The 25,272-nt window shown below is 57.7% G+C and carries 25 protein-coding genes, 2 tRNA genes and 2 pseudogenes; 12 read left to right on the forward strand and 17 right to left on the reverse strand.

What is annotated here, in order from left to right; genetic code table 11:
• Positions 1-24: 24 nt before the first annotated feature.
• From X750_RS1000000167480 to X750_RS1000000166205, 4 genes and pseudogenes are all read left to right on the forward strand, one after another.
• Positions 25-882 (forward strand): annotated as a pseudogene (locus X750_RS1000000167480) (fatty acid desaturase); the annotation flags it as partial.
• Positions 883-886: 4 nt separating this feature from the next.
• Complete coding sequence (locus X750_RS1000000167485; protein ID WP_280805627.1) at positions 887-1,249, forward strand: fatty acid desaturase; 363 nt, start codon at positions 887-889, stop codon at positions 1,247-1,249.
• Positions 1,250-1,276: 27 nt separating this feature from the next.
• Positions 1,277-1,571 (forward strand): annotated as a pseudogene (locus X750_RS01000000163525) (Rieske 2Fe-2S domain-containing protein).
• 368 nt (positions 1,572-1,939) lie between these two features.
• Positions 1,940-2,296 carry a hypothetical protein gene (locus tag X750_RS1000000166205; protein WP_156932493.1) on the forward strand — a complete coding sequence of 119 codons (357 nt, stop codon included), beginning with the start codon at positions 1,940-1,942 and terminating at the stop codon, positions 2,294-2,296.
• Positions 2,297-2,542: 246 nt separating this feature from the next.
• Here the strand turns inward: X750_RS1000000166205 and X750_RS01000000163530 are convergent, their stop codons facing one another.
• The 6 genes from X750_RS01000000163530 to X750_RS1000000163925 form a co-directional block, all read right to left on the reverse strand.
• On the reverse strand, positions 2,543-2,716 hold the full coding sequence (locus X750_RS01000000163530) for a DUF3606 domain-containing protein (protein ID WP_023708918.1): 174 nt from the start codon (positions 2,714-2,716) through the stop codon (positions 2,543-2,545).
• 326 nt (positions 2,717-3,042) lie between these two features.
• The gene (locus tag X750_RS134875; RefSeq protein ID WP_023708917.1) at positions 3,043-3,249 is read right to left on the reverse strand and encodes a hypothetical protein; all 207 of its coding nucleotides are present in this window, start codon (positions 3,247-3,249) and stop codon (positions 3,043-3,045) included.
• Between the two features lie 195 nt (positions 3,250-3,444).
• Positions 3,445-3,885, reverse strand: a complete 441-nt coding sequence (locus X750_RS134870; RefSeq protein WP_023709414.1) for a hypothetical protein — start codon at positions 3,883-3,885, stop codon at positions 3,445-3,447.
• 38 nt (positions 3,886-3,923) lie between these two features.
• Positions 3,924-4,280, reverse strand: a complete 357-nt coding sequence (locus tag X750_RS134865; RefSeq protein WP_023708915.1) for a hypothetical protein — start codon at positions 4,278-4,280, stop codon at positions 3,924-3,926.
• 188 nt (positions 4,281-4,468) lie between these two features.
• The gene (locus X750_RS1000000163920) at positions 4,469-4,708 is read right to left on the reverse strand and encodes a DUF4142 domain-containing protein (RefSeq protein ID WP_023709413.1); all 240 of its coding nucleotides are present in this window, start codon (positions 4,706-4,708) and stop codon (positions 4,469-4,471) included.
• A complete protein-coding gene (locus X750_RS1000000163925; protein WP_023708912.1) occupies positions 4,705-4,980 on the reverse strand; it encodes a DUF4142 domain-containing protein in 276 nt (91 codons plus the stop codon). The genes X750_RS1000000163920 and X750_RS1000000163925 overlap by 4 nt, the downstream gene beginning before the upstream one ends.
• Before the next feature lie 1,204 nt (positions 4,981-6,184).
• Between X750_RS1000000163925 and X750_RS1000000167290 the strand changes: the two genes are divergently transcribed.
• Together X750_RS1000000167290 and X750_RS134855 are read left to right on the forward strand one after the other, a co-directional pair.
• A complete protein-coding gene (locus tag X750_RS1000000167290; protein ID WP_023708909.1) occupies positions 6,185-6,577 on the forward strand; it encodes a hypothetical protein in 393 nt (130 codons plus the stop codon).
• Positions 6,578-6,994: 417 nt separating this feature from the next.
• The gene (locus tag X750_RS134855) at positions 6,995-7,204 is read left to right on the forward strand and encodes a hypothetical protein (protein WP_023708908.1); all 210 of its coding nucleotides are present in this window, start codon (positions 6,995-6,997) and stop codon (positions 7,202-7,204) included.
• On the opposite strand, the gene X750_RS134850 is transcribed toward X750_RS134855, so the two are convergent.
• From X750_RS134850 to X750_RS134835, 3 genes are all read right to left on the reverse strand, one after another.
• Positions 7,201-7,533: a hypothetical protein gene (locus X750_RS134850; RefSeq protein WP_023708907.1), complete on the reverse strand. Its 333-nt coding sequence runs from the start codon at positions 7,531-7,533 to the stop codon at positions 7,201-7,203. The genes X750_RS134855 and X750_RS134850 overlap by 4 nt on opposite strands.
• A gap of 472 nt (positions 7,534-8,005) precedes the next feature.
• Positions 8,006-8,257: a hypothetical protein gene (locus X750_RS134845; RefSeq protein WP_023708906.1), complete on the reverse strand. Its 252-nt coding sequence runs from the start codon at positions 8,255-8,257 to the stop codon at positions 8,006-8,008.
• Positions 8,258-8,678: 421 nt separating this feature from the next.
• Positions 8,679-9,140 carry a MucR family transcriptional regulator gene (locus X750_RS134835; RefSeq protein ID WP_023708904.1) on the reverse strand — a complete coding sequence of 154 codons (462 nt, stop codon included), beginning with the start codon at positions 9,138-9,140 and terminating at the stop codon, positions 8,679-8,681.
• A 263-nt stretch (positions 9,141-9,403) separates the two neighbouring features.
• Between X750_RS134835 and X750_RS134830 the strand changes: the two genes are divergently transcribed.
• From X750_RS134830 to X750_RS1000000165455, 3 genes are all read left to right on the forward strand, one after another.
• Positions 9,404-10,153, forward strand: a complete 750-nt coding sequence (locus X750_RS134830; protein WP_023708903.1) for a Crp/Fnr family transcriptional regulator — start codon at positions 9,404-9,406, stop codon at positions 10,151-10,153.
• Between the two features lie 366 nt (positions 10,154-10,519).
• Positions 10,520-11,062: a hypothetical protein gene (locus X750_RS1000000166215; RefSeq protein ID WP_023750619.1), complete on the forward strand. Its 543-nt coding sequence runs from the start codon at positions 10,520-10,522 to the stop codon at positions 11,060-11,062.
• Positions 11,010-11,336, forward strand: a complete 327-nt coding sequence (locus X750_RS1000000165455) for an ATP-binding protein (RefSeq protein WP_196814989.1) — start codon at positions 11,010-11,012, stop codon at positions 11,334-11,336. Before X750_RS1000000166215 ends, X750_RS1000000165455 begins: the two co-directional genes overlap by 53 nt.
• 144 nt (positions 11,337-11,480) lie before the next feature.
• Here the strand turns inward: X750_RS1000000165455 and X750_RS1000000165460 are convergent, their stop codons facing one another.
• The 4 genes from X750_RS1000000165460 to X750_RS1000000166225 form a co-directional block, all read right to left on the reverse strand.
• Positions 11,481-11,774 (reverse strand): helix-turn-helix transcriptional regulator, encoded by a 294-nt coding sequence (locus tag X750_RS1000000165460; RefSeq protein WP_081726104.1) that lies wholly within the window; start codon positions 11,772-11,774, stop codon positions 11,481-11,483.
• Positions 11,775-12,098: 324 nt separating this feature from the next.
• Positions 12,099-12,398, reverse strand: coding sequence for a DUF1236 domain-containing protein (locus tag X750_RS134825; RefSeq protein ID WP_023669226.1), 300 nt, complete (start codon positions 12,396-12,398; stop codon positions 12,099-12,101).
• 1,235 nt (positions 12,399-13,633) lie between these two features.
• Complete coding sequence (locus X750_RS134815; RefSeq protein ID WP_023748984.1) at positions 13,634-13,918, reverse strand: hypothetical protein; 285 nt, start codon at positions 13,916-13,918, stop codon at positions 13,634-13,636.
• Between the two features lie 408 nt (positions 13,919-14,326).
• The gene (locus X750_RS1000000166225) at positions 14,327-14,503 is read right to left on the reverse strand and encodes a hypothetical protein (protein WP_023708898.1); all 177 of its coding nucleotides are present in this window, start codon (positions 14,501-14,503) and stop codon (positions 14,327-14,329) included.
• An 884-nt stretch (positions 14,504-15,387) separates the two neighbouring features.
• Here X750_RS1000000166225 and X750_RS1000000166230 point away from each other — a divergent pair.
• A complete protein-coding gene (locus tag X750_RS1000000166230; protein WP_156932495.1) occupies positions 15,388-15,597 on the forward strand; it encodes a hypothetical protein in 210 nt (69 codons plus the stop codon).
• A gap of 73 nt (positions 15,598-15,670) precedes the next feature.
• Entirely contained in the window at positions 15,671-16,858 is a 1,188-nt protein-coding gene (locus X750_RS134810; RefSeq protein ID WP_050588829.1) for a hypothetical protein, read from the forward strand.
• 45 nt (positions 16,859-16,903) lie between these two features.
• Here the strand turns inward: X750_RS134810 and X750_RS134805 are convergent.
• Positions 16,904-16,980 (reverse strand) — tRNA-Asp (locus X750_RS134805).
• Positions 16,981-17,198: 218 nt separating this feature from the next.
• Between X750_RS134805 and X750_RS134800 the strand changes: the two genes are divergently transcribed.
• A tRNA-Val gene (locus tag X750_RS134800) sits at positions 17,199-17,274 on the forward strand.
• A gap of 74 nt (positions 17,275-17,348) precedes the next feature.
• Here the strand turns inward: X750_RS134800 and X750_RS134795 are convergent.
• The 3 genes from X750_RS134795 to X750_RS1000000166245 all read right to left on the reverse strand — a co-directional run bounded on the left by X750_RS134795 (position 17,349) and on the right by X750_RS1000000166245 (position 24,588).
• Positions 17,349-18,338, reverse strand: coding sequence for a site-specific integrase (locus tag X750_RS134795; protein ID WP_023748985.1), 990 nt, complete (start codon positions 18,336-18,338; stop codon positions 17,349-17,351).
• A gap of 1,174 nt (positions 18,339-19,512) precedes the next feature.
• Entirely contained in the window at positions 19,513-19,920 is a 408-nt protein-coding gene (locus X750_RS1000000166665; protein WP_023748988.1) for a hypothetical protein, read from the reverse strand.
• A 3,717-nt stretch (positions 19,921-23,637) separates the two neighbouring features.
• Entirely contained in the window at positions 23,638-24,588 is a 951-nt protein-coding gene (locus X750_RS1000000166245; protein ID WP_156932498.1) for a hypothetical protein, read from the reverse strand.
• Between the last annotated feature and the right edge of the window lie 684 nt (positions 24,589-25,272).

The following is a 25,272-nucleotide window of genomic DNA, read 5'->3' on the forward strand; positions in this document are numbered from 1 at the left end:
GCGGAGCGCAGGCGGGAAACGGAGATGACGATGACGGCAAGCAGGAAGCGCGACTACAGCCTGGTCGGTGAAAGCACCAAGCGCGCCATCGAGACCGGATTGGCTTCGGCCGAATGGTATCACACCGATGTCCCGCGCAAGGCGATCAAGGAGTTGATGCAACGCTCCGACGGGCCGGCGATCCGCGACACGATCATCTGGGTCGCGGCGATCCTGGTGTCGGCCGCCGGCATCGTATGGTTCTGGGGCACGTGGTGGGTGGTGCCGTTCCTGTTCGTCTATGGCGTGCTTTACGGCTCGTCGAGCGACTCGCGCTGGCACGAATGCGGCCACGGCACCGCGTTCCGGACGCGCTGGATGAACGATGTCGTCTACCAGATCTCAAGCTTCATGCTGATGCGCAACCCAGTGCAATGGCGCTGGAGCCATGCCCGCCATCACACCGATACCATCATCGTCGGCCGCGATGCCGAAATCGCCGTCATGCGCCCCCCAGATCTGCTGCGGGCGGCGCTCGCCTTCACCGGTATTCTCGATTTCCGCTATTCGCTGCCGACGCTGGTGCGCCAGGCGTTCGGCAAGCTGTCCGATGAAGAGAAGAGCTATATCCCCGAGATGGAGCAGCACAAGGCGGTGATCGCTGCGCGCTGGCATGTCGCCATCTATGCGGCGACAGTCGGGCTGGCGTTGTTCACGTGGTCGCTGCTGCCGCTGGTGCTGATCGGCCTGCCGCGCCTCTATGGCAGCTGGCACATGGTGCTGACAGGGTTGCTGCAGCATATCGGCCTGGCCGACAATGTCGTCGACCACCGGCTGAACACGCGCACCGTCTACATGAACCCGGTCAGCCGCTTCATCTACTGGAACATGAATTACCACGTCGANGGTGCTGACAGGGTTGCTGCAGCATATCGGCCTGGCCGACAATGTCGTCGACCACCGGCTGAACACGCGCACCGTCTACATGAACCCGGTCAGCCGCTTCATCTACTGGAACATGAATTATCACGTCGAACACCATATGTTCCCGATGGTGCCCTATCATGCGCTGCCAAGACTGCACGAGCTGATCAAGCACGACCTGCCGGTGGCGAACCCGTCGATGTGGCATGCCTATCGCGAGGTCTGGCCGGTGCTGCTTCGACAGCTGAAATATGAGGATTTCTATCTTAAGCGGAAATTGCCGCCGACAGCCAGACCCTATCGCGGCGAATTTCACCAGGTGGATATGTCGGCGGCCGCTGAATAGCGACAGCGAATTTTGCCGGAGCCGGAGATTGCTGACTGGATCGAAGCGTGCGCGGTGGACGACATCTCCAAAGAGGATGTCATCTGCTTCGATCCTCCCGGTTTGCCGCTCGCCCGATGACGAGTTCTTCGCCACCGACGGATATTGGACGCATGAGAAGGCGCATCTAGCCGAAAGCTGGTGATCGACGACGTCATCGATGCCCGAAGCACAATGGCCGCTTCAATTACAACACCGGCCAGGCCAGGGCGCGCCGGTCTGCGTCAATCTCGCGATCTATCCGGTGAGAATCGAGGCCGGCAACGTGATGATCCAGATCTGACGCGTGGTAACCGATCCAGCACCGCGTCTAGCAAACACAGAGTGACGTTTTCATGAGCCGAAAGAGGCCGACCGTCGCGATCTGCGCGCGATGAAGCGCCAGCTGACCATGCTGCGCGTGCTGACCATGGACGTAGTCGGGGCCGTCGAGCGGGAGTGGGTCGATCAACTCGGTGCCGCCAGAGCTGTGCTGAACCCTATATCGCGATGCGGCCCCCAGCCTGTTCACCGTGCCGGGCTAGAATTTCTTCGAGATCGGCACCGCCGACGATTTTCTTAGTTGGGCTTTCCGGCTCCGGGCGCCGACGCCGTCATTGCAGCGCCGGCTATGCCACGGTCACCGTGCCCAGACATATGTGCTCGGCCCCTTTGGACCCTGATCGACAAGATCCTGATTCACTGCTGCTTCTGCTGATCAGCTTTGAGGTGCTGATTGTGCGGTTTGATCCGCCAGCGTTGATACTGGGCGCTACCGCGATCGAAGCGGAAGGACAGCGCCTGCCAGCGGCAAAACGACCGCCTGCGCAAGATCAGTTTGAGGGAAGGAGATGGAAATTATTGGTGCGCAGCGAGCGCGGCAAAGCTGCGCAGGTGATCGTGGCTGGAAAGCGTCGCTACAAAGGCGGTGCGTTTGTCAGTTTGGAAGCCGACACGCGTCCGGCAGACGACGGTGATCTCGTGGCTGACTGCGGCGCGGGATTATTGTTGAACGACGGCAGGAAGTAGGCTCGTTGCTACGCCGTGCGTCCAGGACTCGGGTTGGAGTGGATTATGGTTCGGGGTCACGATAGGAGATCTGCGCAGCCTCGAACCTCCAGTGCTTGCCGCATGTTGGGCAGGGTACAATTGTCACTTTCACGCTCGACCTGCCCGCGTGTGCGTCAGCATGACGATACACTCAAATTCTCACCACGGCTCAAGGTCCTCCTCGATAGCGACATGCCGTAAGCGAGCCGCCCCGGGAAACTGACTTCAATTCCTTCGCAGCCGCAACGAGGCGCGGTCATTCCCGGCGGCTATGATGAACTCCATCGCCTGCTCAGGCGTTATGCCGTTCTGCTGGGCAAAATGGAAGTGTTCGTTGCGTTCGTTGGACGAGACCCGGTTCCTGTCGCCAAAATCACGCTCGCTTTTGTTGTCCGTCATCATCTTCTCCTTCAACCTCAATTCGTCGGCCCGAACCGCCCGCTGGAGCAAAACTTCCGAAACCGCCGAACGCGGAGGCTGATCGAGCCTCGCTAGGGCTGCTGCAAGTAGACGAAAGCTCCAACTGGCCAAAGCTGGAGGGTTGTCGAATGCCGGGGTGAGGTCGGCGCACGCCGTGGCATCGCGTCGGCGACCTTCACCACCCGCCCAGAACACGGACGGGAGCAGCCTCGGAATGATTTGCCCGACCGCCAGGCAATGAAGATGGAACTACGCGACACCGAGTTCCTCGTCCTGTGGCATCAGCAGACGCTCTCGTGGATGTCTTACCCGGCATTCTCGCCGGAATGATCGAAGTGGATGGCGAGGCCAAAGGCGAGCGCTCGCTCGGCGATCATATTGACAAGATGGCTTTCGCCGATCGACAGCGCCGGAAGGGCCTCTTTCAACGCCTCGAGAGCATGCCGTGTCGACAAAAGACCCCGCCGCTTGCGGCTGCTCACATATTGATCGATCAGGCACTCCAGTGGCATCTGCCTGCCTCCGCTTCGGACAGGATCTCGTAGCGTGGCTGCGGAGCGACAGCATTCACATTGGTTAAGAGACGGCGGCGAACGCCATCATGCATGCCGCCAACAGACGGCGGTGGGGCTGATTTACGCCGGGTTGGAGCGCTATCCTAGGGTAAGCATGGCGCGACCGTCGCGCCGGGTTCGGACATTTCGATGCTACTGCTCCGGTACCGCGGAGGTTTGTGGATGGTTGCGTGCCGCCTCGGCGATTTCCGGAATGAACTTCGTCGCGGTGCAGCTTCGGTTTACATTGTCGTGGGCGGTAAATACCTCTTGCCCGCAGACTTGCGAAGCGAGCGCGATCGGCACATGCACCGCCAGTGGTAACTCGGTCTCAGCCACTCCTAGATGTCTTGCAACCTGTTGCTTCACCTCCGGCCGGCCGAGCGAGACGTCAACGCCGACATCATCCTTGGCGGTCGGCGACGATCCTTGCGCCGGCAGACGATCGTGCTTGCCTGTTTGCGATGAGTCGCCGGATTGTTGAGCCGGCTGACTTGTCTGCGCAGATGCCTGGGCGCCCAAAATCAGCGAGGCCCCCAGCCCCAAAAAAGCCCGGAGCCCCAAAGACACAATCCGAAGTCCGAATGTGCTCATTGTCATGTTCCTCACCGTGGGTTCAAACTTGGCGCCGCTCAGAGGTCGGTGTTGCTTCGGCCTCTTTCGAAGACAGGGATGTCTTCTTCGTCCTCATCATTGTCACCGTTTGGTATGTCCTCGGCGTAGCTGCGGGTCAGTTCCTCGGTTTCGCTTAAGCCGTCCATCGTCTCATTGGCGCCTGCCCCTTCATCATGACGACCGGTAATTTCGCTGCGGGGCCTTGCGCCGATCGACTGGTCGACATCGTCGGCTCCCACGAAACCTGGCTCCGCGCCGTGCCTGTCTTCGTGGCCCACGGGGCTGTCCAACACGGCGGCATCCTCCGGGCGAATGGGTTCATCATTGGCGAAGTCACTTCGTCTCGAATGCGAGGTCTCGTTTTGCTTTGGCATGTCAGGTCTCCTGTTCGTTTGGCAACTTCGACGACGCTGGTGCTTGCACGCCGGACTACCTGAGCGACGTACCTTTAGAGTTCCTGCATCGACCACCGCTTAAAGGTTGCAGCGTCCCTGAGGGCGGAGGCAGTGTTGGCCACAGACTCCACATCGCCGCGAAGAACCAACGTCGTGGCCAGATCCACTCAGCACTGAGAACCGCTCTTGCTCAGTTGCTGGGCAAGTTTGAAATGCTGCCGGATGACCGGCGCGGTCTTTTTCGCATGGGCCGCCAGATGTTTTGCCTGACCGTTTTCTGCATAGGAGGTCATCAGCGTCAGGGCTTCCTGGTGCGCTGCCACCTGGGCGTCGATATAGGCGTTATCGAACGCCCCGCTGCTGTCGTTGCTCAACGCTTCCAATTGGGCAGCATGCTTGCTTGTCATCTCCGGCGCCACTGCGACGTCGTCCTTCTTTGCCCCGCAATGAGCCGCTTGGAAGAGGTCGTGTGGTCCTTGATCATCATGCGAGCGAATTCCTTCACTCGTGATGTCTTCGATTTCCGCAGTGCCAATTCACTCGACTGGATCTCGAACATATCTGAGCTCGCAGCTGCTTTGACAAATTCCTGCGGGGACGTCGTCGCGGTCTGAGCCATTGCCCCCGGGCTGATGAGACCGATGGCGATCGCAGCTAAAAGCGCTTTGACGAAATGCATGTTGTGCTCCTGCAATATTGCTTAACTGGCCCAACACGGCCGAGCTGCCGTTGTTCCCCTTTTGGTGACAATAAATACGGGGCGGCAGGCGTGGACCCCGGATGGCTCCGGCTCAGGGCTTTGATCATAGATCCGGCCGTAGCCAAGACCGGTGACTGCGCGGAGCTCAGCGCGGCCGTCGGCTTGGTGGGCAGCACGTTGTGCGACATTCAAATCTCCTAAAGAAATCGTCGGCCATCGTCGCGATGCTTCAGGCAGACCAGTGCGATTTTGCAGGGTTGCGCTGACGGGATTCTGATTCGGCCCGCCGGGGTTCGTCAAGAGGAGCTAATATAGCATTGTATGTCAGATCGGCGGTATTAGCCGCTTACTGACGTCGCATGGTCCATCTCTGAATCTTGTTGCACCGCACAATATTATTGACGATGGGGTGCTTAGGCAAGGATATTGAATGACAAGTAGAGGAATCACGTCCGAGTCAAAGTAAAATTTTATTATATCTGACTCTTGCTAATTACCAAGTAATGACCCAAGACGCATCTTTCGCGGGCCGTTAGCTTGTTTTTAAACTTTAGTGCGTCACTATCGGGTCCGTAAATGCCCAAAAATGTCCCATCCTTTGAAGGGCAACAAGGAGGCGTACTATGGCAAGAATTTTTGAAATTCTTATGGGCAGTCTGACTGCCGGATCTGTTCTCGCAATTCTTTGCATGCCAGCGACAGCAGCTGGAATTAGTGTCGGAGGCGTCGGCGGGGTATCCGTCGGCAGCGGAGGCGCCAGCGCTAATGTGGGCGGCAACAGCGGCGCTACGGCTAGCGTNGTCGGCGGGGTATCCGTCGGCAGCGGAGGCGCCAGCGCTAATGTGGGCGGCAACAGCGGCGCTACGGCTAGCGTATCCCTAGGCGGTTCTGGGGCAAATGCCGCAGCCTCCGTCGGCGACACTGGCGGAGCGACTGCTTCCATCGGAACCGGCAGCGCCAATGTCGGTGTCGTCACCGGGGTTGGTACCGACGTAAATGTCGGCGTTGGAACCAATCCAGCCGCCAACCCCAGCAACCCGACCGCTTCGAGCAACCCGAATCTGGCTAGCGTTGTCGGCGATATGTCGAACGCCCAGGTCACTCGGATGAAGAAGCGCTGCGTCGANTGCTGATCTCGCGCCGCTAACCAGCGACCCCTTTCCGACCTGTCGGGGCTGTCGACATGACACTCTCCAGTTCCGACAGTGGAAGCCCGCCCGCCGAAAGGTTGGGCGGGCTTTTACAGTCAGCGTCCTTCCATCCGCAGCAGACAATCGCGCTTGGCATCAGCGACCTGGCCGAGCAAGCGATGGAAGACCGCGCGGACAAGCTGGGCATATCCTGCGCAGAGGAGGTCGGCAGCGTGTACGCGGCGATTCTCGGTGCTATCGTGCACCGCGATGCCGCTTGGCTGACTGACCGAGGCCGCGCTATATCGCGCCCGGCGGGCGTATTCAGTTCAGCGAGCCTCTGCCGGGGGGAAGCCAAGACCATCTTTCACTTGCTCGACAAGGCCGGACTTGAATGCAAGGTGTCGAAGCGCAAGGACAGCAAATACCGTCGACCAACTGGCTGAAGGCCAAGTGCTTTGCGAACGACGAGTTCGATCTGCTCGGCGTCGAGCGTGAAGCGGGCAAGCCGGCGTTCGCTGAGGATGACACAAATCGCCGTGCCTAAGAAAGATCAGGAGCGCGCCACCTACGCCTGGATGTACGGCGCCCAAGCGTGCAAGGATGGCAAGGAGCGTGAGGTGCCATTACTGGCAGGAACATGCCGACGGGTGGCTGCAGGGTTTTGACGGTGTGCCGATGGCTGGTTTTGGATAGACCAAGACCGTCAACGACGAGATGGAAGCCGAGGTCGACGAAGCCGCCGTCGAGCGGCCCGACGAATAGCCATTTTGCCATGTGCCGTATGTTCGTTTTTGATTGAAGAATGGGTTTCGTTGGGCCTATAAAGATTGCGTTTACCATTGCCTTTTTGGGAGGATGCGATGGTTGCAACGCCCATAGATATCGCTCAAGCGGCCACTGCGACTACGGCCACCTTGCTGAAGTGGCAGAAGTCCATGGAGGAACGCGCCACGTTTCGCCAGAACATGGATCAATCGCGCAGGGCGATCCAAGCCTCACGCGATCTGCTGAAGCGCCTTCGTCAACGTCATCGCGACGACGATAGCGGCGCGGATGCGCTAAAGGATTAGCCGCCAGGGCAGATGTGAGACGGAGGTCCGGGAACGGATTGGGGCCACGTGCGGCACCTAATGTCGCGATGGTGATGGCCGATGATGTGCTTGAACAGGAGATTGCCCATCTCCTGCATTGCCGTCATATCCGGGTAAGCCGCTAAAACGGAGCCTTCACCACCGACGCTGCCGAGCAGCGGGATCAACACGAAGCTGTCATCCCGAAACTTGCTTATGGTGGTGATCGTGAAATCGTAGTCGGGATAGGCCTCATCAAGCAGGGCGCTGATCTCGGCGAGGAATTCAGGCGTCTCGAACTGTGCGCCGATCGGCGGCACCACAATCATGTCTTTGCATACTTGCATCTCGCGCCTTCCCAAGCCGTCTCATCGTGAGCGGCTGTTCCGCCAAGGTCAAATCACGTCTTCCCTGCCGATGATCTGGAGTCAGCAAAGTTATTCACACGTCGACAAGATGATTAGAATTGTCGCGGTTCGGTTAAGACCTCGATCATGAGGCGTGGCGCATCGTGTTGTTGGGTCTACATATTGCCTTCCTGACCCTACCCGGTAGCTCAAGCCCGTTGCCGTAATTGGCAACGGGTTTTTTTACGTCTTCATCTGGCACAGTTGATCTAATGGTATGGAAACGCGACGACAACCAAGCAATTCTGCCTTAAGCGGTCGATTCCTCGGATGTAGCCGTGACTACGAAAACCCGCTGTTGCGCGCGCGGCGGGGTTTCTTGGCATCAAGACGCTACCCCGCCATCAGGCCCGTTGCTTAATTGCGGCGGCCTTTACAGGTCCGGCGCCGCTATCTACTGCTGAATAGGTGGAGTCACGAGACCCGGAAAGGGCAACACGTTGCCGCCCGTCCCCCGCCGGCGGCGCAGTTCAATCTCGCGATAGACCAGGGTGCCCATCACCATTTCCGCGCTGGCGATTTCCGATCTCGATGGCAACGACTTGAGCAATTGGTGCAGTTGTCGCGTTTCCATGGTCGCAATGTGGGCGGCAATGGCTTCGATGCTATCGCCCAAATTCGCCAGTAACCCTGCGGACATCTGCATCGCGCTACTCTACAGCCGGGAAAACGTGTTGAGATGCAGACGCGACCTTTGGCCTTCTGCAAAGGCCAAAGCATAGGATTCGAGCTTGAATGATCGGGTGAGTTCCTGGTCTTCCTCGACCACGCGAACAAACCACTCGCCACAGGCTTCGCCAACTTCGACACAAGGGCGTGCTTTGCGAATTGGAATTATATCAGCCAGGGCGTTGCCTCCCAGCAATCAGGCCAAACGGGATTGTAACGTCGTAAGCGGTCTTCAACAAGAAGAGTTTGGGCAGCAATACGAAACTGAGGTGTGGGCCACAAATGGCCGGCGCCATGGGTTGGGGAACCTGGGTGGGCACCGGCCAAGAGCGGACAGGTCCGCCGCGATGCATACATCGTCGATTGGTGCCGCAGTGGTAATGGTGTGATCGCGGAAGCTACGCTTTAGCCTTAGCCGCCGGCCTTGCCTTGCCCGTTACAGTTGCCGTGGGCTGCGGTGCCTTCCTACCCAGACCGATCGACTTCGCCATGGCAGACCGTGAGGCCGCATAGTTGGGAGCGACCATCGGATAAGTGGATGGCAAGTTCCACTTTGTTCGATACGCGTCAGGAGTGAGACCGAAATCCACGCGCAGATGTCGCCGAAGGGTTTTGAACCGCTTACCATCTTCAAGACAGATGATGTAATCGGGAAATACTGACTTCTTCGGATTTACCGCAGGCACTGGTTCTTCGGTCGCGGCAGCCACGCGATGGCCAATCCCAGACAGCGACGCGTGCACTGAGGCTATCAGGTCCGCCAAACCCGCGACCGGCACGGGATTGTTGCTGACGTACGCCGATACCACATCCGCCGTGAGTTCTACCAGTTCAGGGGCGTGGTCGGGGGCGTCGGTCATGGTGTGAGTCCTCGAATTTGAGAACGATCTATTATAGCTGCTGCCGCAGCTGCGCAACTCGAGGCCCGTTGATGGGCCGCTTCCCTCGTAATCCTGTTGAGCCTGTGTTTGCCGATGGAGGAAAGGACCATCCGAAGCAGTGCCAGACTTATCACAGGTTAAGTCGGTCCGGTGTTTATGATATAAGGTCGGGCATCATTCGCGTTCTGCTGGCCGCGGGTGACTGAGAGACCATAGCGCTCCCGCCCAAACGGAGAGCCGACATGCTTTATCAAAGCCCATTAACCGCCAAGTTCCATCGTGCCTTCACCCTCACGTCAGGTGAGCGTCAAGCTCTCGACGCGGTAAGAATAAGGATCGTTGCGATTGGCGCAAACCAGAACTTGGTTCGCGAAGGCGACCAGCCGTCCCGGTGCATAATGGTCCTGGCTGGCTTAGCCAGCACCTCGAAGGTAACAGGAGACGGGAAGCGTCAGGTCACTGCTTATCATGTGCCTGGCGACATGCCCGATCTGTTGAGCCTGCACCTCGATCTGTTGGATAGCGACGTTCGAACGGTGAGCGCTTGCAGTGTTGGCTTCATAGATCACTCGGCTATACGGCTGCTCTGCGAACGCCACCCCAGGCTGGCGGCAAATCTTTGGCGAACGACACTGGTTGATGCATCGATTTTCCGCGAATGGGTGGTCAATGTCGGGAAGCGCCAAGCGCTTGGCCGAGTGGCCCACCTTCTCTGTGAAATCATGCTACGTATGGAAGACGCCGGACTCGCGTCCGATCAAACCTGCGCTTTTGCTGTGACTCAAGCTGACCTTGGCGAGGCGACAGGGCTGTCGGCAGTCCACATCAACCGCACGCTCAAGTCTCTTCGGGAGAAGCGCCTTACATCACTTGTGAATGGCCAATTGACCATCCATGATTGGGAAGGACTGGCCTTTCTTGCTGAGTTCCGGCACGATTACCTGCACTCAGCAAGGACCAATAAAACGGCCGAGTTCATGTCAATGCACTGATTGCTCCAGGGGAAAATCGCCAGAAATGCGGATTGGCTCCAAGGGTAGCCGGACCACTTGTTGGCCTTCGCTGACCATCAGCGGTGCGATCGCCCCCCAAACATGTTTTGCCATGGTGGCGCGGCGGAAATGATCAGCAGGTTGATACCAAGCCTGTCTGGCTTGCTTCTTTTTGATGCGGCAGGCGGGGCCGCCTTGCCCCAGGCCAAACGCAGGCCCCAAACGAAACCGGCCTCACTTGGTGCACGCTCCTTTTACCGCGCGGTCAATGCTTTGATGGCGCGTCGAAGCGTTAGCGCAAGGGGTTCACTTGCGCGCAGAGTGCATTCGAATGCTTACCGGCCCACACGGGCGTTGACTATCCGTATGGCCGTCTGGGTCGTGGAGGTTAACTGGGACGGGACACCTGCTCTCCTTGCCAGCCTTCGGAACGTTTCCTCGCAGCGTGCGCAGGAGGAACGTCGACGTCAATCCCAGAAGCTCGGAGCAATTGGCCGCCTCGCAGCCGGCATAGTTCACGATATCAACAATCTGATAGCAGCGTTCGACTCGGGCCTGCGGCTCCTGCAAAAGCAACTCGCCGAAAATCCCGGCGATCCGAAATCAGCCATCCTGATCGACGAACTGCTCAAACGAACACAGAACGGCGGGGCACTTACGCAGCAATTGCTTGCGTTTTCTCGGCGCCAGTCGCTTACGCCCGAAGGCATTGATCTGAACGGACGGATCGAACAGCTTTCGATGCTGCTGGAACGAACGCTCGGGAGTGCAATCAAAATTGAACGCAACTTGGAAGCGGCGCTTGGCCCTGTTCTGGTCGACCCCAACCAGCTCGATGTCGCCATGCTCAATCTCGATGAACGCCAAGGACGCCATGGCCGGCGTGGGAACGCTCACAATCGAGACTAGCGATGTCCCTGACGACATCGACGACGTGCATTCACTGGCGGGTTCGTGCGTTCGTATGACCGTGCGCGATGCCGGTTGCGGCATGAACAAGGAGATTCTGGCGCAGGTCTTCGAGCCGTTCTTCACCACCAAACCCGATGGACGCGGGACTGGACTTGGACTTAGCCAGGTTTATGGCTTCGTCCAACAATCCGGCGGGCACATTCGGATCGAGAGCGAAGCTGGTGAAGGAACAAGCGTCCATCTTTTTCTGCCGCGTGTGCAGAAGCAGTAACCAAGCTCTGCCGGGATCGCTTTGCATTGGGTATGGCGGAAGTGACGTGGCCAGTCCGCCAAAGCAATCCCGTAGAGCGACATAATGGGTGGTTAGCGGCCGCTTTAGAGATCGGGTGCAGAGGGTACACGGGCTTTTCCCCCTTTATCCTTTTTTCTCCCGGCCGCGCCACCGTCTATTATCGGCGGCTAGTCCGCTATCACCTTCTGAGCGGGTTAACGATGGAGTGCCTTGGACGGTGAAAACGATTCCGGCATCCTCAAACGCTTTGCGGATGGCGGCGATGTTGTGGGGACGCGGTTTCCTGTATCCGTTCTCAAAAGCGCTGATCACCATCTCGCTAAGATTGGCCTTGGCGGCAAGTCGCACACGCGGCCAGTTCAATAGGGCTCGTGCTGCTCTGACTTGATCTGCTGAGAGTAGGGTTCGGCTGTCCATAGCCAGTCGAACATTTAGTATCGCTAAACTGTTCCTCTTGACCTTCTGCGATTTCTAACGGTGTGAGGCCGGCCTGTCGCAAGCCGTCATCGATTATGGCTGCAACCTTTCGGACGGTTGTTACCTCGGCTCCAACAAGACGTGCTGCCTGCATTCTTGCTTGGAGATCAGCCAAGCGGGCAACCAGGGCTTGCGTCCTCTCGAGTTCAGGGTTCGTCATGTTCATTGTCCAGCTGAGTGGCAATTTGAATTTGTCCGGCTGAGTAGCGTTTGAATGCACACACTCGCCACCCAAGGGTGGCGAGCGTGGGTTCGTTCGAAATCTCAGTCGTAAACTTTCACGATCTTGCGGGTGCCCGGATCGACCAGGACCGTGCGGTTGTCGACCACCACGTAACGGTATTTGACGTTCGGGACCTCGTGGATCTCCACAGTTTCCGGCAGAGCTGTCCCGACGTTCAATTCCACGCCGGGAAGGTTCACCGAAGCCAAGGGCTGCTTCTTGACATACTCACGGATGACCGTGTCCTGTTCCGGCTGGATGATAATGTCGTCAGCGGCGGCGGAGCCGATCCCCGCCAAGAGCAACATGGCTGCGGCGGTGTTCACAAAGTGCATCTTCATATCTTCTCTCCTGCAAGGACCGGCACACGACGATCATCGTCCCGCACTGCCCGGCAACCAACTTTGAACCGGGGTAAACGTTCCCGCCTACGCACCTTTGTCTAATCCGATTGGTCTAAAGTCCGACCGTACAACGCAATGGTCTTACCTTTGGACTAGGCGGAACGGATTAGGGCTTCAGGTTGTTGGTTCTCCACAACGGGAGAGAACAAATGGATCAAAGTGTTGGCCAGGCGCGATGGTTGCTCGCACCGATTTTTGCAACAGCCGTTACCTTTCTGGTAATGGCGGTCGTCCTTAGCTGACATGTCTTGGATCGGCGCAGCCAGGTCCCTTCCTGCGCTGATAGGATTCGCGAGTTGCTTGAGCGGCTGGCGAATCCTCTATTTTACCGTGCGCTGGGCCTGCTCCTTCAGCAGGCGGGGCGCTTCGTTCAGCTCATGTAAGTTGGGAGGTTTACTATGGATCGGCGATCCTTTTTGACAGCGATGTTTGGCGTTGCAGGGGCAGCAGCCTTTGCAAGCGCGGTCCGGCCTATCAACGCATTGGCCGGTGTTCCAGCGGCCAAAAGCGGCATTCTCGAAGAACTCGACGCGCCAGACGCCTTCGACAACGAAGGTACTCACGCGGAAGTGGAGCCGGTCAACCATCGGCGCTACTACGACCAAGATTACGACCCAGACTACGACCCAGATTACTACCACCGGCGCCGCCGCCGGCGGGGCTGGAGAAGAGTCTGCCGTAGTTACTGGCGACACGGGCGCCGTCGGGTCCGGTGCTATCGCCGACGTGGTCCTTCGGTCGTCTTGCGATTTTAGCTAGTCGGCTGCTTCTGCCCATGGCCCGTTCCGGCTGACGTGCTGAGAACGGGCCGGTACGATTCCTTTTTCGTGGCAAACGCAATCCATCTGAGGGCACTCATCAGCAGCGCCGATGGACCTGACTTACAGCTTGGTGGTGTCGCTGTGGTGCGCCAGGAGCGGTCTGACGATCCCTCTTGTGCAGCCCTTCGGCTGCCGCCAGCCTGGGAAAGCTTTTCGGAACGTTTGGTTCTGGCCGTTAGGCCACGGGCCAAGCTCAGCCATCAGGACACCCCGCAAGCGATGAGCAGCGGGGCCTGGTAAGGCCCGGCGACCTCCTTTTGACATACGGGGAGAAACCAAGAAGGGCGCCGAGCCTTACCGGCGCTGCTTTGAGGCAGACGACGCCGGACGAGATGAGAGTAGGCGATCATGCTAATCTCTGCGAACCATGCGAATGAGGGAAAGCCGTGTGCGATTCTTCGCTATCCAGCCACGAACCTCTGCCTTTCGGACATGGCGGTCCGTCGCTCGATCGATGATGAAGAACGCCTGATGTAGCTGGTCGACTTCGTAGAGCCCGACCCGGATCTCGAACCCTGTCTGGCCAGTGGCATCGAAGTCACCGGGACCAATGACAGGAAAGGCGACGACGATGGCGAAGCGGACGACGAGCGCGAAGCCAACGATGCCGATTATGGCTTCATAGAGGGAGGGCAAGGCCTATAATTGTCCGGTCGAGAATGAATAGCCCGCTGCCTCACGGTGGACTGGCTTCAGTTTTTGTGCGGCACGATGTAGCGACTGCTCACCGCACCCGCCCCTGTGCCCCGCGTGACGACAATCGTGCTATACCCGGCTGGAACGGAACCTGTAGCGGAGGGGTCGATCGAACTGCATCGCCCGACGATCTCCCCGTTGGGAGCGCCCTCGAGCCTCACGGCTAACGCCAACTGGCATGTGTCAAGGGATCCGAACATGGCCGGTGATGTATCGAGTGGCTTGCAGACTCCCTGGGCGGGACTGCAAGAAAGCAAAATCATCACAGCTGCAGTTGCCGGATCCATTCGTGAAGCTCCGTTGTTCGACGAGCCTCAACGCAGAATAGCGAGCTTTGTTTCGTCGGTGCTAAAATACGAGTTTTCTGGTCTGGCTCACGGTGGCGGGCTTTTCATTGTCACAGCTTTCGCCTCTCAATTGTCCCGATCCCGAACGGTAAAACAGCCATCCGACGAGACACACCGAGGGGATTGCGATGGCCAGAAGGATGCCGCCGGCAATGTTCACCATCAACATGAAATCCATCGGACCTCTCCCTCTTATATGCCGACAGTCGGAAACTCGTGAAATCAACATGGGTGAACAGGTTGCGAACATGCTGCTACGGTTTTTGCAGAGCCACGAGATGAGACGAGACCGACCAGCACGACAGGGGGACTAGCTCTCGTCGCAACAAATTGACAGACAAGGACTGGACGGAGTCGAACGGCAAGGGCAGGGACGCCATCAAGCGAATTTCAAAACAGATGCCTTGGCCGACGGGTAATCGCTGAAAAGATCAAGGTATGCCCTGAGGTGACGTCACAAGGCAGTGTGCTTGGGTGTCGATCGGGCGGGCGGGTCGGAGAGGAACGGCAAATTCGGTGATGTCGCAATCGTCGGCATCACGAGCCCGCTGTATGGCGCTTAGAGCTTCGAACTCCCGCTTCGGCGCGGTGTCCATTTCGTTGCCGAAGCAAGTTCGTGACCGTGAAATCAGCTAACCGGCGCCGAAGGAGCGTCAGCATGGCGACGCCGCAGGCGAGACGCCGGGCCGCCGCCCCAAACGAGGGTGCCGTTTGAAGGCTGGTGATTTCGCCAGAGCACAGGGTGCGATTCTGACTACGCACAAGCCAGACGCTGTCATGGCGATGCTGGGTTGGCCGGGCGTAGCGGCTTCGAAGCCGCCGATTACAAGTATTCTCGCTCTGTGGCTGCCGATTCTGCGATTAAGGATTCGATGAATAGGCATGGGGGAGAAAGGCCGCTATTCTAAGCCTCATTCCCCCTCGATGCAGGAATAACGAGATCATGGAGTAGGAAAATCTCATGCTATGCGGCGGAGGTGCTTACACGGGCGAGATTCACACCCGCCCAACGACAAGGCGCCCATCCGCTGCCCGATGGACGGTGGATAGAGTTTTGGTGCCATGAGCCAAACCCACACATTACAACCGTCATCTATCCGCTTCCCGGTACAACCACGGCTGGTGCCGGCGATCAAGGCGGCGCGTCATCTCCACCTGACGCTGCGGGAATTCATGGAATTTCTGCCCGCGTTGCAGGATCAAGGCTTTCCCAAGGCCTGCCCAATCACCGGCAACTACGACATGGTTGCGATCGACGCCTGGCTCGATTAACGCTCGGGTCTTGCAGGATCAGGATCCGGCGCGCAGTCTAGCATTGACATTGCAAGAGCGAGGCTGGCGATCCTTGGGTAAGATCAAATTGAAGCACTACGTCATCCGTAAGGGCAAATACGGCTACTGGCTGCCGACGCCGAAGATGGTCGAAGCTGGCTTCAGATGCATTTCCTGTGGAATCGACGGGCCTGAGGCTTGGACGATAGCCCGGGAGTGGGAAGACCGCTGGCAGGAACTCCGCAAGGGCAGGGAGCCGTCGCGCCTGCATGTATGGCCAAAGGATTCCATCGGAGACGCCTTTGCACGCTATCGCCGCATGGATGCATGGAAGCGCAAGCCACCGCGCACCCGCGAGGATCGGGAGCGCGGCTGGACCTTCATCGAGCCGTACTTCGCCGACCTGCCGCCAGCCGACATCACCCTCGAGCTGCTCGACGACTGGTATGGCCGTCTGCTGCGGGTCAAAGGTGTCGACATCGCCTACCGTGCCGTAAAGACGTGGCGTTCGCTCTATAATGTCATGGCCGGCATGAAGCTATGCCCGCCCGGCTCCGACCCATCGCAGGCGATCCGCCGCCAGACGCCACCACCGCGCCACCAGACCTGGACGGCAGGCGAGGCGGTGCGCATGGTCAAGGGCGCCTGGCGCGCCGGCTACCGCGGACTGGCCTGCATCATCGCCGTTGCGTGGGACACGAGCTTCTCACCCGTCGACGTGCGCACGCTCACACCGGCGCAGGCAATGCAGACAGCACAGGAATGGGGTTTTCTGATTGCACGCAGCAAGAGTGGCGAGGCGGCTGTCGGCACGCTGTCGTCACGCACGCAGCGCCTGGTGCTGGCCTATGTCGAATCACTAGGCGTCACCCTGCTTGACGATGCGCCGATCTTTCGCTCGCGCGGTTTCGCGCCGGGCCCGAAGGGCGGCCGGCCGCGCGCCGGCGTGCCTTACACGAAGGATTCTCTGGTCGACGACTTTGCCGATCTGCGCACGCTGGTGTTCGGGACATCGGAGAAGCGGCGGCTGATGGACATGCGGCGTTCCGGCGCGGTCGAGGCGAATGCCGGAGGCGCGTCGGTCGAGGCAATCTCGGCCAAGATGGGCAATTCGATCGACGGGAACAAGGGGCTGCAGAAGACCTATATGCCGGTCAATCTGGCCGCCGTCCGCTCAGCCGATGCCAGCCGCCGCAAGGGCAGAAAGCTGCTTGGCCTGGAACGGAACGAATACAGAAAGTTGAAACTCTCCGCAGAATGAGAGTTGAAACTTTTCAAGGGGCGGTAGCTAACCCCTTGAAATTAATGGCGCGAGTGACGGGGCTCGAACCCGCGACCTCCGGCGTGACAGGCCGGCACTCTAACCAACTGAGCTACACCCGCGCATTGGACGAGCACGTGTCAGCCGTGTTCGTCGTTGGGGCGGTGGATAAGGGGTTCGCCACCGGGTGTCAAGCGCAGCTGGACAGCATAAACGCAAACAGGAGAAGGTTTTTTGACGGGCGGCACTTTGCCTGCGAAAACCACTGTGCGGCTAAGCTCGCGGCTGTTCATTTGGCCTTGCGAAGCCGGTTCCGACCGCTTAAAGGTCCGGCCGGAGCGGGCGATTAGCTCAGTTGGTAGAGCGCTTCGTTTACACCGAAGATGTCGGCGGTTCGAGCCCGTCATCGCCCACCACTAACCTGTTGATTTTATTATACTTTGTCATCGGTATACCTTGTTTTACGAAGTGCTCTGTCGGTTCACTGAACCTAGAGCTCCAGCGAAGCAGTCAATTTTCGCAGGTATTCCGGGCTGTAGCGGGCATAAACCCGGTACGTCATTGCGGTGTTGGAGTGGCCCAGGAACTGGGCAACAGCCTCCATTGAATGGCCATCTTCGACGAGCCAGACGGCAGCTGAATGCCTCAGCATGTGGGGCGAAGCATCGGGCCTTCCGATCTTGGTTCCGGCCGTCTTGATGCCCTTCTTGATCGACAGGATCTTGTCGCCGGCCCACTCCAGAACGTATGGGGTCAAGGCGCCTTCCTGAGCCTCTTGCAGGGCAGCGAGCAGGCCATCAATGATCGGCACTGTGGCGCGTCCCTTGCGGTGCGCCTTGTCGAATGGATTGCGCAGCTGGATCATGCGCCGGTCGAAGTCGACCCGATCCCATGTTAGCTGCAGGGCAGCGCCCACTCTAGCTCCGGTGGCGATCATCAGCTGGATGGCCAGCTTGACGTGCGCCGAGTTTGCTGCGGCGAGGAGCTGGGTGATCTCGGGCCGGGTGAGATATCCCTCCTTTGGATCGGGCTTCGCCGGGCGCTCGATGTCGGGAGCAAAAGCGATCAGCCGCTGCTTGCGCGCCCAGACCAGGACTGAGCGAAGGTGGCCCAGTTCCGTATGGATCGACCCATCCTTCTTGTTGTCCTTGCGCCGTGCCGCGGTATAGGCGCGGCAGTCGGCGAGCGTCACCGCTTCGCCTTCCTTGTCGGCAAAGAACGGGGCCAGGGCCTTCCAGGTGTAGCCCATGGTCGTGACGACTGATCGGCCTGCCTTGTCTAGGCAGTAGGCTGCCCAGAGATCCTTGACGGTGGAGCCTTTCGGACGTGTCAGTTCCGCATATCGAGCCGGGGCGCGGCGGGCCGCCTCCTTCGGATCGTTGGTTCCAAGTCGATAACGTCGGCGGATGTCGCGTTCGTACCAAGAGATACAAAGCTCTCCTCTGAGCTTTGTGATTGTCCATTCGGGTTCGTTTGACATTCGACTTTCTCCACCTCCTCCCCTCTGATGCGCAATAGCTTGCCGGCCAATCTAAAGGCGGGCAGTTCGCCCGACGCAATCATATTGCGAACATGGCGCTCCGAACATACCCACCGATCGGCGAGCATCGCTGGCGTATAGACCTTGGGAAAGTTCATGGGTTCCCCCCGCTTTCATTCATCTCTATCCGGTCAATTACGGCATCAGCGAGCCGTTGATCGCTCGCAGATAGTGCTTTCGAGGACCGGTCAATCCTTCGAGCTGGAGTAAGCTTTTGACAGACGCGAGAACCAAGTCGCCCTTGCCTCCGATCTATTCTGTCCTGCAGCTCTCCGTCGGGTTTTCTTATGTAAAATCTAGTCCTGTAACATTTGGCAGGCAAGATGATTTTGCTTTCCGTCTAACACAATATATTGTGGGGTCTCGGCGCTATTAACTTTTGTCTTATTAAGAGATAATCATTGGAAAATCGCAAAATATATTATCGATTAATTGGGAAGGCCTCTCTGCGATAAACGACAACATTGGCTGGGCGCGGCCGTCTGCCGCGTGCCGGTGGCGAAAGTTGGCCGTTACCCTTTAGACGCTCTATCGTCTTTTGAGGTGGGAAGTCGAAAATAGCATTTAGAGGGTTCCACTGATGTCGCGATGGGTCTCAACTTTCCGAATCCAATCGACCATACCGGACGCGTTGGGAAGGCCAGTGCATATGCTCGTTTCGAAGGCGGGCGAGGTATGGGTCCTCACCCGCCTTCACTTCCAACTCACGCTGCGGCGCGTAGCGCTGTGGAAGATCTATGCCAACTCCATCGGACTCAGGCGGACGAGTGAAGTGCTTGCCGATGAGTAAGGCTGCGATCTCAGGGGCCTCAGCCGCTGATGGCCTGCCGATTGACGACGTGCTCGCTGACGGGTCGCCAGGTGGTCGTCGCTAAGAGTTGGTCCGCTTTGCCGACGGTTTTCTTATGCAGACCTTATTGCATCTTCCGGGTTTGCATCGTCTGGCGCCGCCGCTCTAGGCAGGGGCGGTATTGCTTCATGAACTCCTCAGAGAACAGCTCTCAGTGGAGACGTCTCAAAGGCTGATTGCGGCGCAGGAAGTAGTAGCGCTTGGGGCCGTCGGCATTGGTCCGTTCGGTCAGGTGTTCGAGATTGAACAGCATGGAAGCACCACTCACAGTTTCGGCTTCCTTAACAGCCGCACAGCGCTGCCGTCATGGGCAGAGACTGTAACTGGCCTTTCCCCATGATCCTGAGCGATCTCAACGGAAAGTGATTCGCCGTCGAAAACGACCTTGCCAATCGGCAGGCCGAGATCCCGAACAGCTTTCACTATCCGGGTGACCTCGTCATGGGTGATGCGTGCGGCTCGACGGCTCATGGCTTCTGGGCGAACCTCGGAAGATGCGAGTCTAATGGTCTGTGCATACGTTGCATTGAGGATTTGGCCTCCGTCAATAGACGTGCCGAGGAGATCAAGGCGACCTTTGCATGGCTCAGCGATGATCCGCTCCGTCTCAGCCGTTTCGAAGTTACGCTGTGCCCCCTCTCGATAGGCGGAAACGACTAGGCTCTCGGGCACCGGCCGGCATCTCAGCGTCCCCTACATCAACAAAGCAGCCTGCTTAAAGGTCGCCACGACGATTCGTTGAGATCCTGGTGTTGGGTGACGTGGCGCAAGCTTGCGCCGCAGTGTGCTGGTCCGCTTCCGGGAGCGGCTGAAGTCTCGGATCGAGATCCTCATTTGGCATCGGACCCGTGGAGGGCTTGCTTCACCGTTGCCCGGTCGGAGAGCCGACCGCCCACTCCTTGGGCGATTCATTGGGTCAAAGGATGGCCAAGCCGATCGGTTTTGGGAACTTTCGACACCCGCGTTGTCGGTCGCCAAGCGTTCAGCCGGTTGCCTGCTGAGAAGCAAGTACCACGACGTGATCCGCGGCCAACTGGCCCTGGAAGCAGGTTCAATGAATTGGGAACGTGCGACGATTCTCACAGCGTAGACTCCGATGGTTTACTGTTGGTGATTTTGCTCTGCGCTTGAGCGATCCCAAGCCAAAAAAAGCGATGGAATTTCAACTGCTCATCAAGCCGCAGTTTCCAACAGAGCATCGTGTCGGTTCTCGATCGCGTGGAAGAAGCCTTCGACCAGGATTGCAACAGGCAACCGGCCGTTCTTCGGATGGAGCGTCTAACAAAAAGTCGACCTGGCTCACCATACGAGAGACGCCAGGGCGGATCCCATAGCCTTTAGAAGGGGTTTAGGTGGGTGGATATTCCGGCTGGGTTACAGTTCGATCGGGAATTTGAAGGTATCCCACGACAGTATCGGCAGGGCGCTTAGCTAAGTTGGGTCGGCGTTCCCTCGACCTCAAAGGCACGAAACAAGGGAACCATGGAACCATGGAACCAAGGGAATCGAGGTCGATGATCGATGGATGGAACCAGTAGCTGACTGCCATCCTGGGACGGCTGTAAGGTGGGATGTCGTGAGGCGCAGAACCTCAAATTCGGACCGAGGCAGACCACGTGTGAATGCCCCGGGTGATTAGCTATAAAATCCCTAGCCAGCTTCGCCTCCGCATTCCCTTCGCTCGCTGCGCTCCCTCGGGACGCTCGGCGAAGCTGGCTCGCGTCGGCTGCGTATCATCATTTTAATTATCTCTATAATATATATAACATATATAATATTATTATATATTATAAGGGTATATTATAAACGTATATTTTATATAATAATCGGCGGTGGATTATTTATATAATATATCATGATGATTGGTGACAGAAATGGAACAGGGGATTTGGAACGGAAAGACGGGGGCGGTGGAGGAATTGAGGATTTTTTAACAGTGCGTCAATGGCCTGGCAAGCCAGATTCTTCCATCCCACAATATACTGTGGTTCGCAGGTTACGGTGATTAAGCGAATGACTCTCGGATCCCTTTGACCTGGTAATGACGTTTGAACTCTATGGCTCTCCGCGGACCTATACGGGCCTTCCGATCCAGCACGCCAAGCCAGGCTTCACGGCTACTCTGTCGAGACGGGGCTAGGTGATCCCAGCATCCGACGCTTGGATCGCTCTTATGGTACGCATGAAGGCATGACAGCTGCCCATGTAGCTTGGAGTCTGATCCAGAAGAAATGGCCGTGTTCCGACACTCGAGAGGCGACGAGCCCAGTGGACAAGCCGCAGTTTCTTCATTGAAATTCAAGCGGCGTGCCAAGCTAAATGCAATGGGCCTGACTCGCTCAAGCCTAGCCGCAAGGCGCTGGAGGCATCAACGTGAGCAAGAAGCTCGTTGTCAGTGCTTCATGACTGCCCCTTGGCTCAGAGCTGGTGCTGATAGCTACTGCTTCCTGAGCCATGGGGATCAACCGCCTGCCAAGATACGGCGATGAGAACACTTCCCGTTGGCTCAGCTGGCACCAGCCGTGCATGATCCACAGGCGACGGACAGCACCGGGCCGGACTACCCTGATCAAGTCCAGCCACTTCAGGCGGTGGCAAAGCACTCTACGCTAGACTATCGCCGCGATTTTGAGTTGGTCGAAGGGACTATCTACCCTTTAGCGTGTGGCCCAATGTCTGCAGCAAGGATTGCAGCGGTTGTTGTGGCAGCGGCGTACGGTCTCGCCCAAAAGATGGCTCGACGCAAGCAACGAACACCAGAACTGTAGCCATGATCGTGGCCTCCATCGGTTTATGTCATCTTGATCCAAGATGCCAAACGGCGCGAAGCGCCTGAACCATAGAGAAGACCCGATCCCTGGAACCAGAAAGAAGACGGGGGGAGGGTGTAATGGTGTGACGAGGCACACCCGGGGGGTAGTAGTTCGAACCAGGGATGGAACCCTGGTGTGATACAGCCCTGAGGCGTCGCTATCATCATCCGGGTACTGCGATTATAAAGAAAAATGCCTCACTGATTATCTTGATAATGCGGGAGACGCCTATCCCTCCCAAGCCAGTGAGAAGAGTTCCAGCGAGCCAGGTGAGCCGGAGCATCCCGAGCGAGCGCAGCGAGCGAAGGGTAATGCGTGAGGCGAACCTGGCGAGCATATTAGAGATAATGAGCCAGAGAAAATATATATAATATTATCTTGATAATGCGCGAGAAGCCTACCCCACCCGAGCCAGATGAACCAGGGAAAGGAGCTAAGCGACCCGACCGAACCGGAAGCATCCCGAGGAGCGTAGCGACGAGGGTAATGCTGTGAGGTGAGTGTCGGGGAGCATTATATAGATAATGGGACCAAGATAATGAACCAGGTAACTCACTTAATGATTATCTATTAAAATCCCCAAAAAAATAGCGCGAGGATTTTGGTATAATGGTTTTCAACTTACCGTGGTAATGATTAACTCTTTAATGAACCAGAGTCCCCACTCGGTTCAGGGTGGTTCCTCTAGGGAACCCACCTATAGCTTCGCCCGTCCGTATCTCTCTCTTATATATTCTTCTTAGAAAGAATATGGGGGATGAGAAATACAGAGGTAGGCCGGGGGGGGGGCGTCGTAAAGAGCAAGTGCTCTTTAACTTAGGGAAGGGGGGTCTGGCAAGCCCCTTCCTCTCGCTTTCGAGTGATGTCTAACGTTTTTAAGGGAACAGCGGACAAACCCTCCTTCCGCTACATCGATCTCGTACCCGAGATGCCTGTCGCCAGCCGAGAGTGTCTGGTTGGACCTCATCATCGTCACGGGGAGGGTGACGAGTTCGCTGCGGTCTACACGGCAAGGCAAGCTAGTGTACTGGTGTTCTCACGTCCAAACCATGTCCAGAAGGCTCCCCTCTGGAACCAATGGAACGAACTCCGCAGGGTCCTGAGACTCAGGAGTCCATGCGAGCCAGGTGAGCCGGAAGTATCCGGAGTGTAGCGCAGGGAGCGGAGGATGCGGTGAAGGGTCATCCTGGCTCGCATTATCACGATAATGCCAATGATTATCCTGATAATGCCCTTTGACAATGAATGGAGTTCCCGATCCCATCAGGCGAAAGATCCCTTCAGGTTCGGTGCATTTCTTTGCCCATTTGTCTCTCTCTCTCTCTCTCTCTCTCTCTCTCTCTCTCTCTGTCTCTCTCTGTGTGTGTGCGTGCGCGTGCGCGCGCGCGTGTGTGTGTAGAACCTCTCCGAATGGAGATTGTGACAAAAGAGTCAGATGTTGGCCGAAGCGTTTTGCCGGAGGGGCAGACGCTCTCTGACTTGCGGCAAGGGGGTACCCCGGTGAATTTGTGGGTCGTCGTCCGTCCCTCAATGAAATGTAGGCCGCTCTCTGGATCCGGCTTCGCCTCCTCGGTGCTCAGTCTTCGCGGGCGAGAGCGCGCGGCTGAACTTCCGGTGGGGCTTCGGCTGGGTCTGCCTGAAACAGCAACCTGGTGGTTGGAGGAGGGACTTCCCGTGGGGCTTCGGCGGGGTCCGTCTGAAACAGCGACTTGGTTGGAGAGGAATTGGTTGGAGGAACTTCCGATGGGTCTGCTCCTGGGCCAGGGCCTCCGAAGTTAGTTCGCTGAGTTTTAGGCGGGGCTTCGGCTGGCGCGGACGGATCGAGCGAGTTGGTTCGAGGAACCTCCGATGAGTCTGCGGCCAAGTCGAGTTCGACATGGACGGTCGACATCAGCGGATGGCCGTCAGAGGCATGCTGGTCCTTGCCGACCTCCGAGTGTCTGGGTTCTGCATCACGACTGGCTTGCGAGCTAAGACGGGCTTCTCTCGATTCCGATGGAACAGCGGCCTCCTTTTCGGAGCCACTGTCTTCTATCGGAGGAGCGACAAGCAGATAATAGCTGCCTTCGATCTTCCGAAGCTCATGATTCTTCTCCAAGCGAGACAACACGTTGTAGACGCGGTTGCGATTGCGCTGGACCCCTTCTTGGAACTCCTGGGTTTGCAAGAGATGGTCGATAATCTGGCCACTTGTCGCTCCATTCGTCTGGGTCTTCAAGAACCGCTTAACCTCGTCTCCCATGCGGGAACGACGCGGATGGGGCTCTGAGGGTAGGATCGCCTCATTTGATGTGCTCACCTGCGCCGGCAGCAGAACGTCACCTATTAGTTGATGGGCTCGTTCAGGACCAATCAACTTGGCGACAAGGTTGAGCCATGCATGCGTTTCGGCCACCTGCTTCTGCAATGCGGTAATCTGGGCGTTCCACTCTCGGAGGTCTTTCAGGCGCTTTTGGACCTCAGTGGCGGTGAGTAGCACATCAGAATTGAAAAAAGAACGGCCATCACGAATCCTCAAAAAAGTCACGAGACGATTACACCGCCCCGCTCCGCCTCCGCAAGATCGGGAGGAACGCACGTGAGTGCTAGGAGGTAGGCTGCGAAATGAGGGGTCCGCGAACATGACGCTAACGTACGTCAAGGGGGTAATTCCCTTGTTGTCTTCGTAATCTTGGTTCCCAAACCTTGGGGGGGTGGAATCGACCTGATTCCGCCCACTACTTCGCCCGTCGGTGTAACTTCTCTATAGACGCTCTCTCAGATTCTTTAGCGGTCAGAAAAGCACCGGCAGAGACAGGCCGAAGCAGTTCTCCGTAGGGGGCAATTGCCCTCTACCTCGGGAGGAGGCAACCCCTTAGTCGAGAAAGGTGGTCCGTGTCTATCGAACTCTCAGTGGAATCTGGACCGCACCCATGATCCATGTTCCACATTCGACTCTTGCAGGCCGAGATCGGCCGAGCCGGCGAGGAGGGTCATGGCTCCGTGTTCGATCTCGGTGAGGTTGCTGTCTTGTCGAGCAGGGCCGCGCGGACCTTTACTCGCTGGGTAAAATTCCTTCCGCTTAAAATATGAATATTCGATAGCCCTAATTCAGTCTATGCTTATGTCGATTGGTGTCAGGGGTGGGGACACAACGTGATTGACGCAGACGTATTTGATTTTGTCGAGCGCTGTAGGCAACACACAGCGACTGGGCCACTTCTAGGCGATC

This window comes from Mesorhizobium sp. LNJC391B00 (genome assembly GCF_000502535.1).
In the GTDB taxonomy this organism is placed as follows: Bacteria; Pseudomonadota; Alphaproteobacteria; order Rhizobiales; family Rhizobiaceae; genus Mesorhizobium.

Coding starts and splice junctions, on each gene's coding strand:
- X750_RS01000000163530 (WP_023708918.1), bottom strand. CDS start 2,716: ATGACGGACAACAAAAGCGAGCGTGATTTTGGCGACAGGAACCGGGTC.
- X750_RS134875 (WP_023708917.1), bottom strand. CDS start 3,249: ATGCCACTGGAGTGCCTGATCGATCAATATGTGAGCAGCCGCAAGCGG.
- X750_RS134870 (WP_023709414.1), bottom strand. CDS start 3,885: ATGAGCACATTCGGACTTCGGATTGTGTCTTTGGGGCTCCGGGCTTTT.
- X750_RS134865 (WP_023708915.1), bottom strand. CDS start 4,280: ATGCCAAAGCAAAACGAGACCTCGCATTCGAGACGAAGTGACTTCGCC.
- X750_RS1000000163920 (WP_023709413.1), bottom strand. CDS start 4,708: ATGACAAGCAAGCATGCTGCCCAATTGGAAGCGTTGAGCAACGACAGC.
- X750_RS1000000163925 (WP_023708912.1), bottom strand. CDS start 4,980: ATGCATTTCGTCAAAGCGCTTTTAGCTGCGATCGCCATCGGTCTCATC.
- X750_RS1000000167290 (WP_023708909.1), top strand. CDS start 6,185: ATGACACTCTCCAGTTCCGACAGTGGAAGCCCGCCCGCCGAAAGGTTG.
- X750_RS134855 (WP_023708908.1), top strand. CDS start 6,995: ATGGTTGCAACGCCCATAGATATCGCTCAAGCGGCCACTGCGACTACG.
- X750_RS134850 (WP_023708907.1), bottom strand. CDS start 7,533: ATGATTGTGGTGCCGCCGATCGGCGCACAGTTCGAGACGCCTGAATTC.
- X750_RS134845 (WP_023708906.1), bottom strand. CDS start 8,257: ATGCAGATGTCCGCAGGGTTACTGGCGAATTTGGGCGATAGCATCGAA.
- X750_RS134835 (WP_023708904.1), bottom strand. CDS start 9,140: ATGACCGACGCCCCCGACCACGCCCCTGAACTGGTAGAACTCACGGCG.
- X750_RS134830 (WP_023708903.1), top strand. CDS start 9,404: ATGCTTTATCAAAGCCCATTAACCGCCAAGTTCCATCGTGCCTTCACC.
- X750_RS1000000166215 (WP_023750619.1), top strand. CDS start 10,520: ATGGCCGTCTGGGTCGTGGAGGTTAACTGGGACGGGACACCTGCTCTC.
- X750_RS1000000165455 (WP_196814989.1), top strand. CDS start 11,010: ATGAACGCCAAGGACGCCATGGCCGGCGTGGGAACGCTCACAATCGAG.
- X750_RS1000000165460 (WP_081726104.1), bottom strand. CDS start 11,774: ATGGACAGCCGAACCCTACTCTCAGCAGATCAAGTCAGAGCAGCACGA.
- X750_RS134825 (WP_023669226.1), bottom strand. CDS start 12,398: ATGAAGATGCACTTTGTGAACACCGCCGCAGCCATGTTGCTCTTGGCG.
- X750_RS1000000166225 (WP_023708898.1), bottom strand. CDS start 14,503: ATGGATTTCATGTTGATGGTGAACATTGCCGGCGGCATCCTTCTGGCC.
- X750_RS1000000166230 (WP_156932495.1), top strand. CDS start 15,388: ATGAGCCAAACCCACACATTACAACCGTCATCTATCCGCTTCCCGGTA.
- X750_RS134795 (WP_023748985.1), bottom strand. CDS start 18,338: ATGTCAAACGAACCCGAATGGACAATCACAAAGCTCAGAGGAGAGCTT.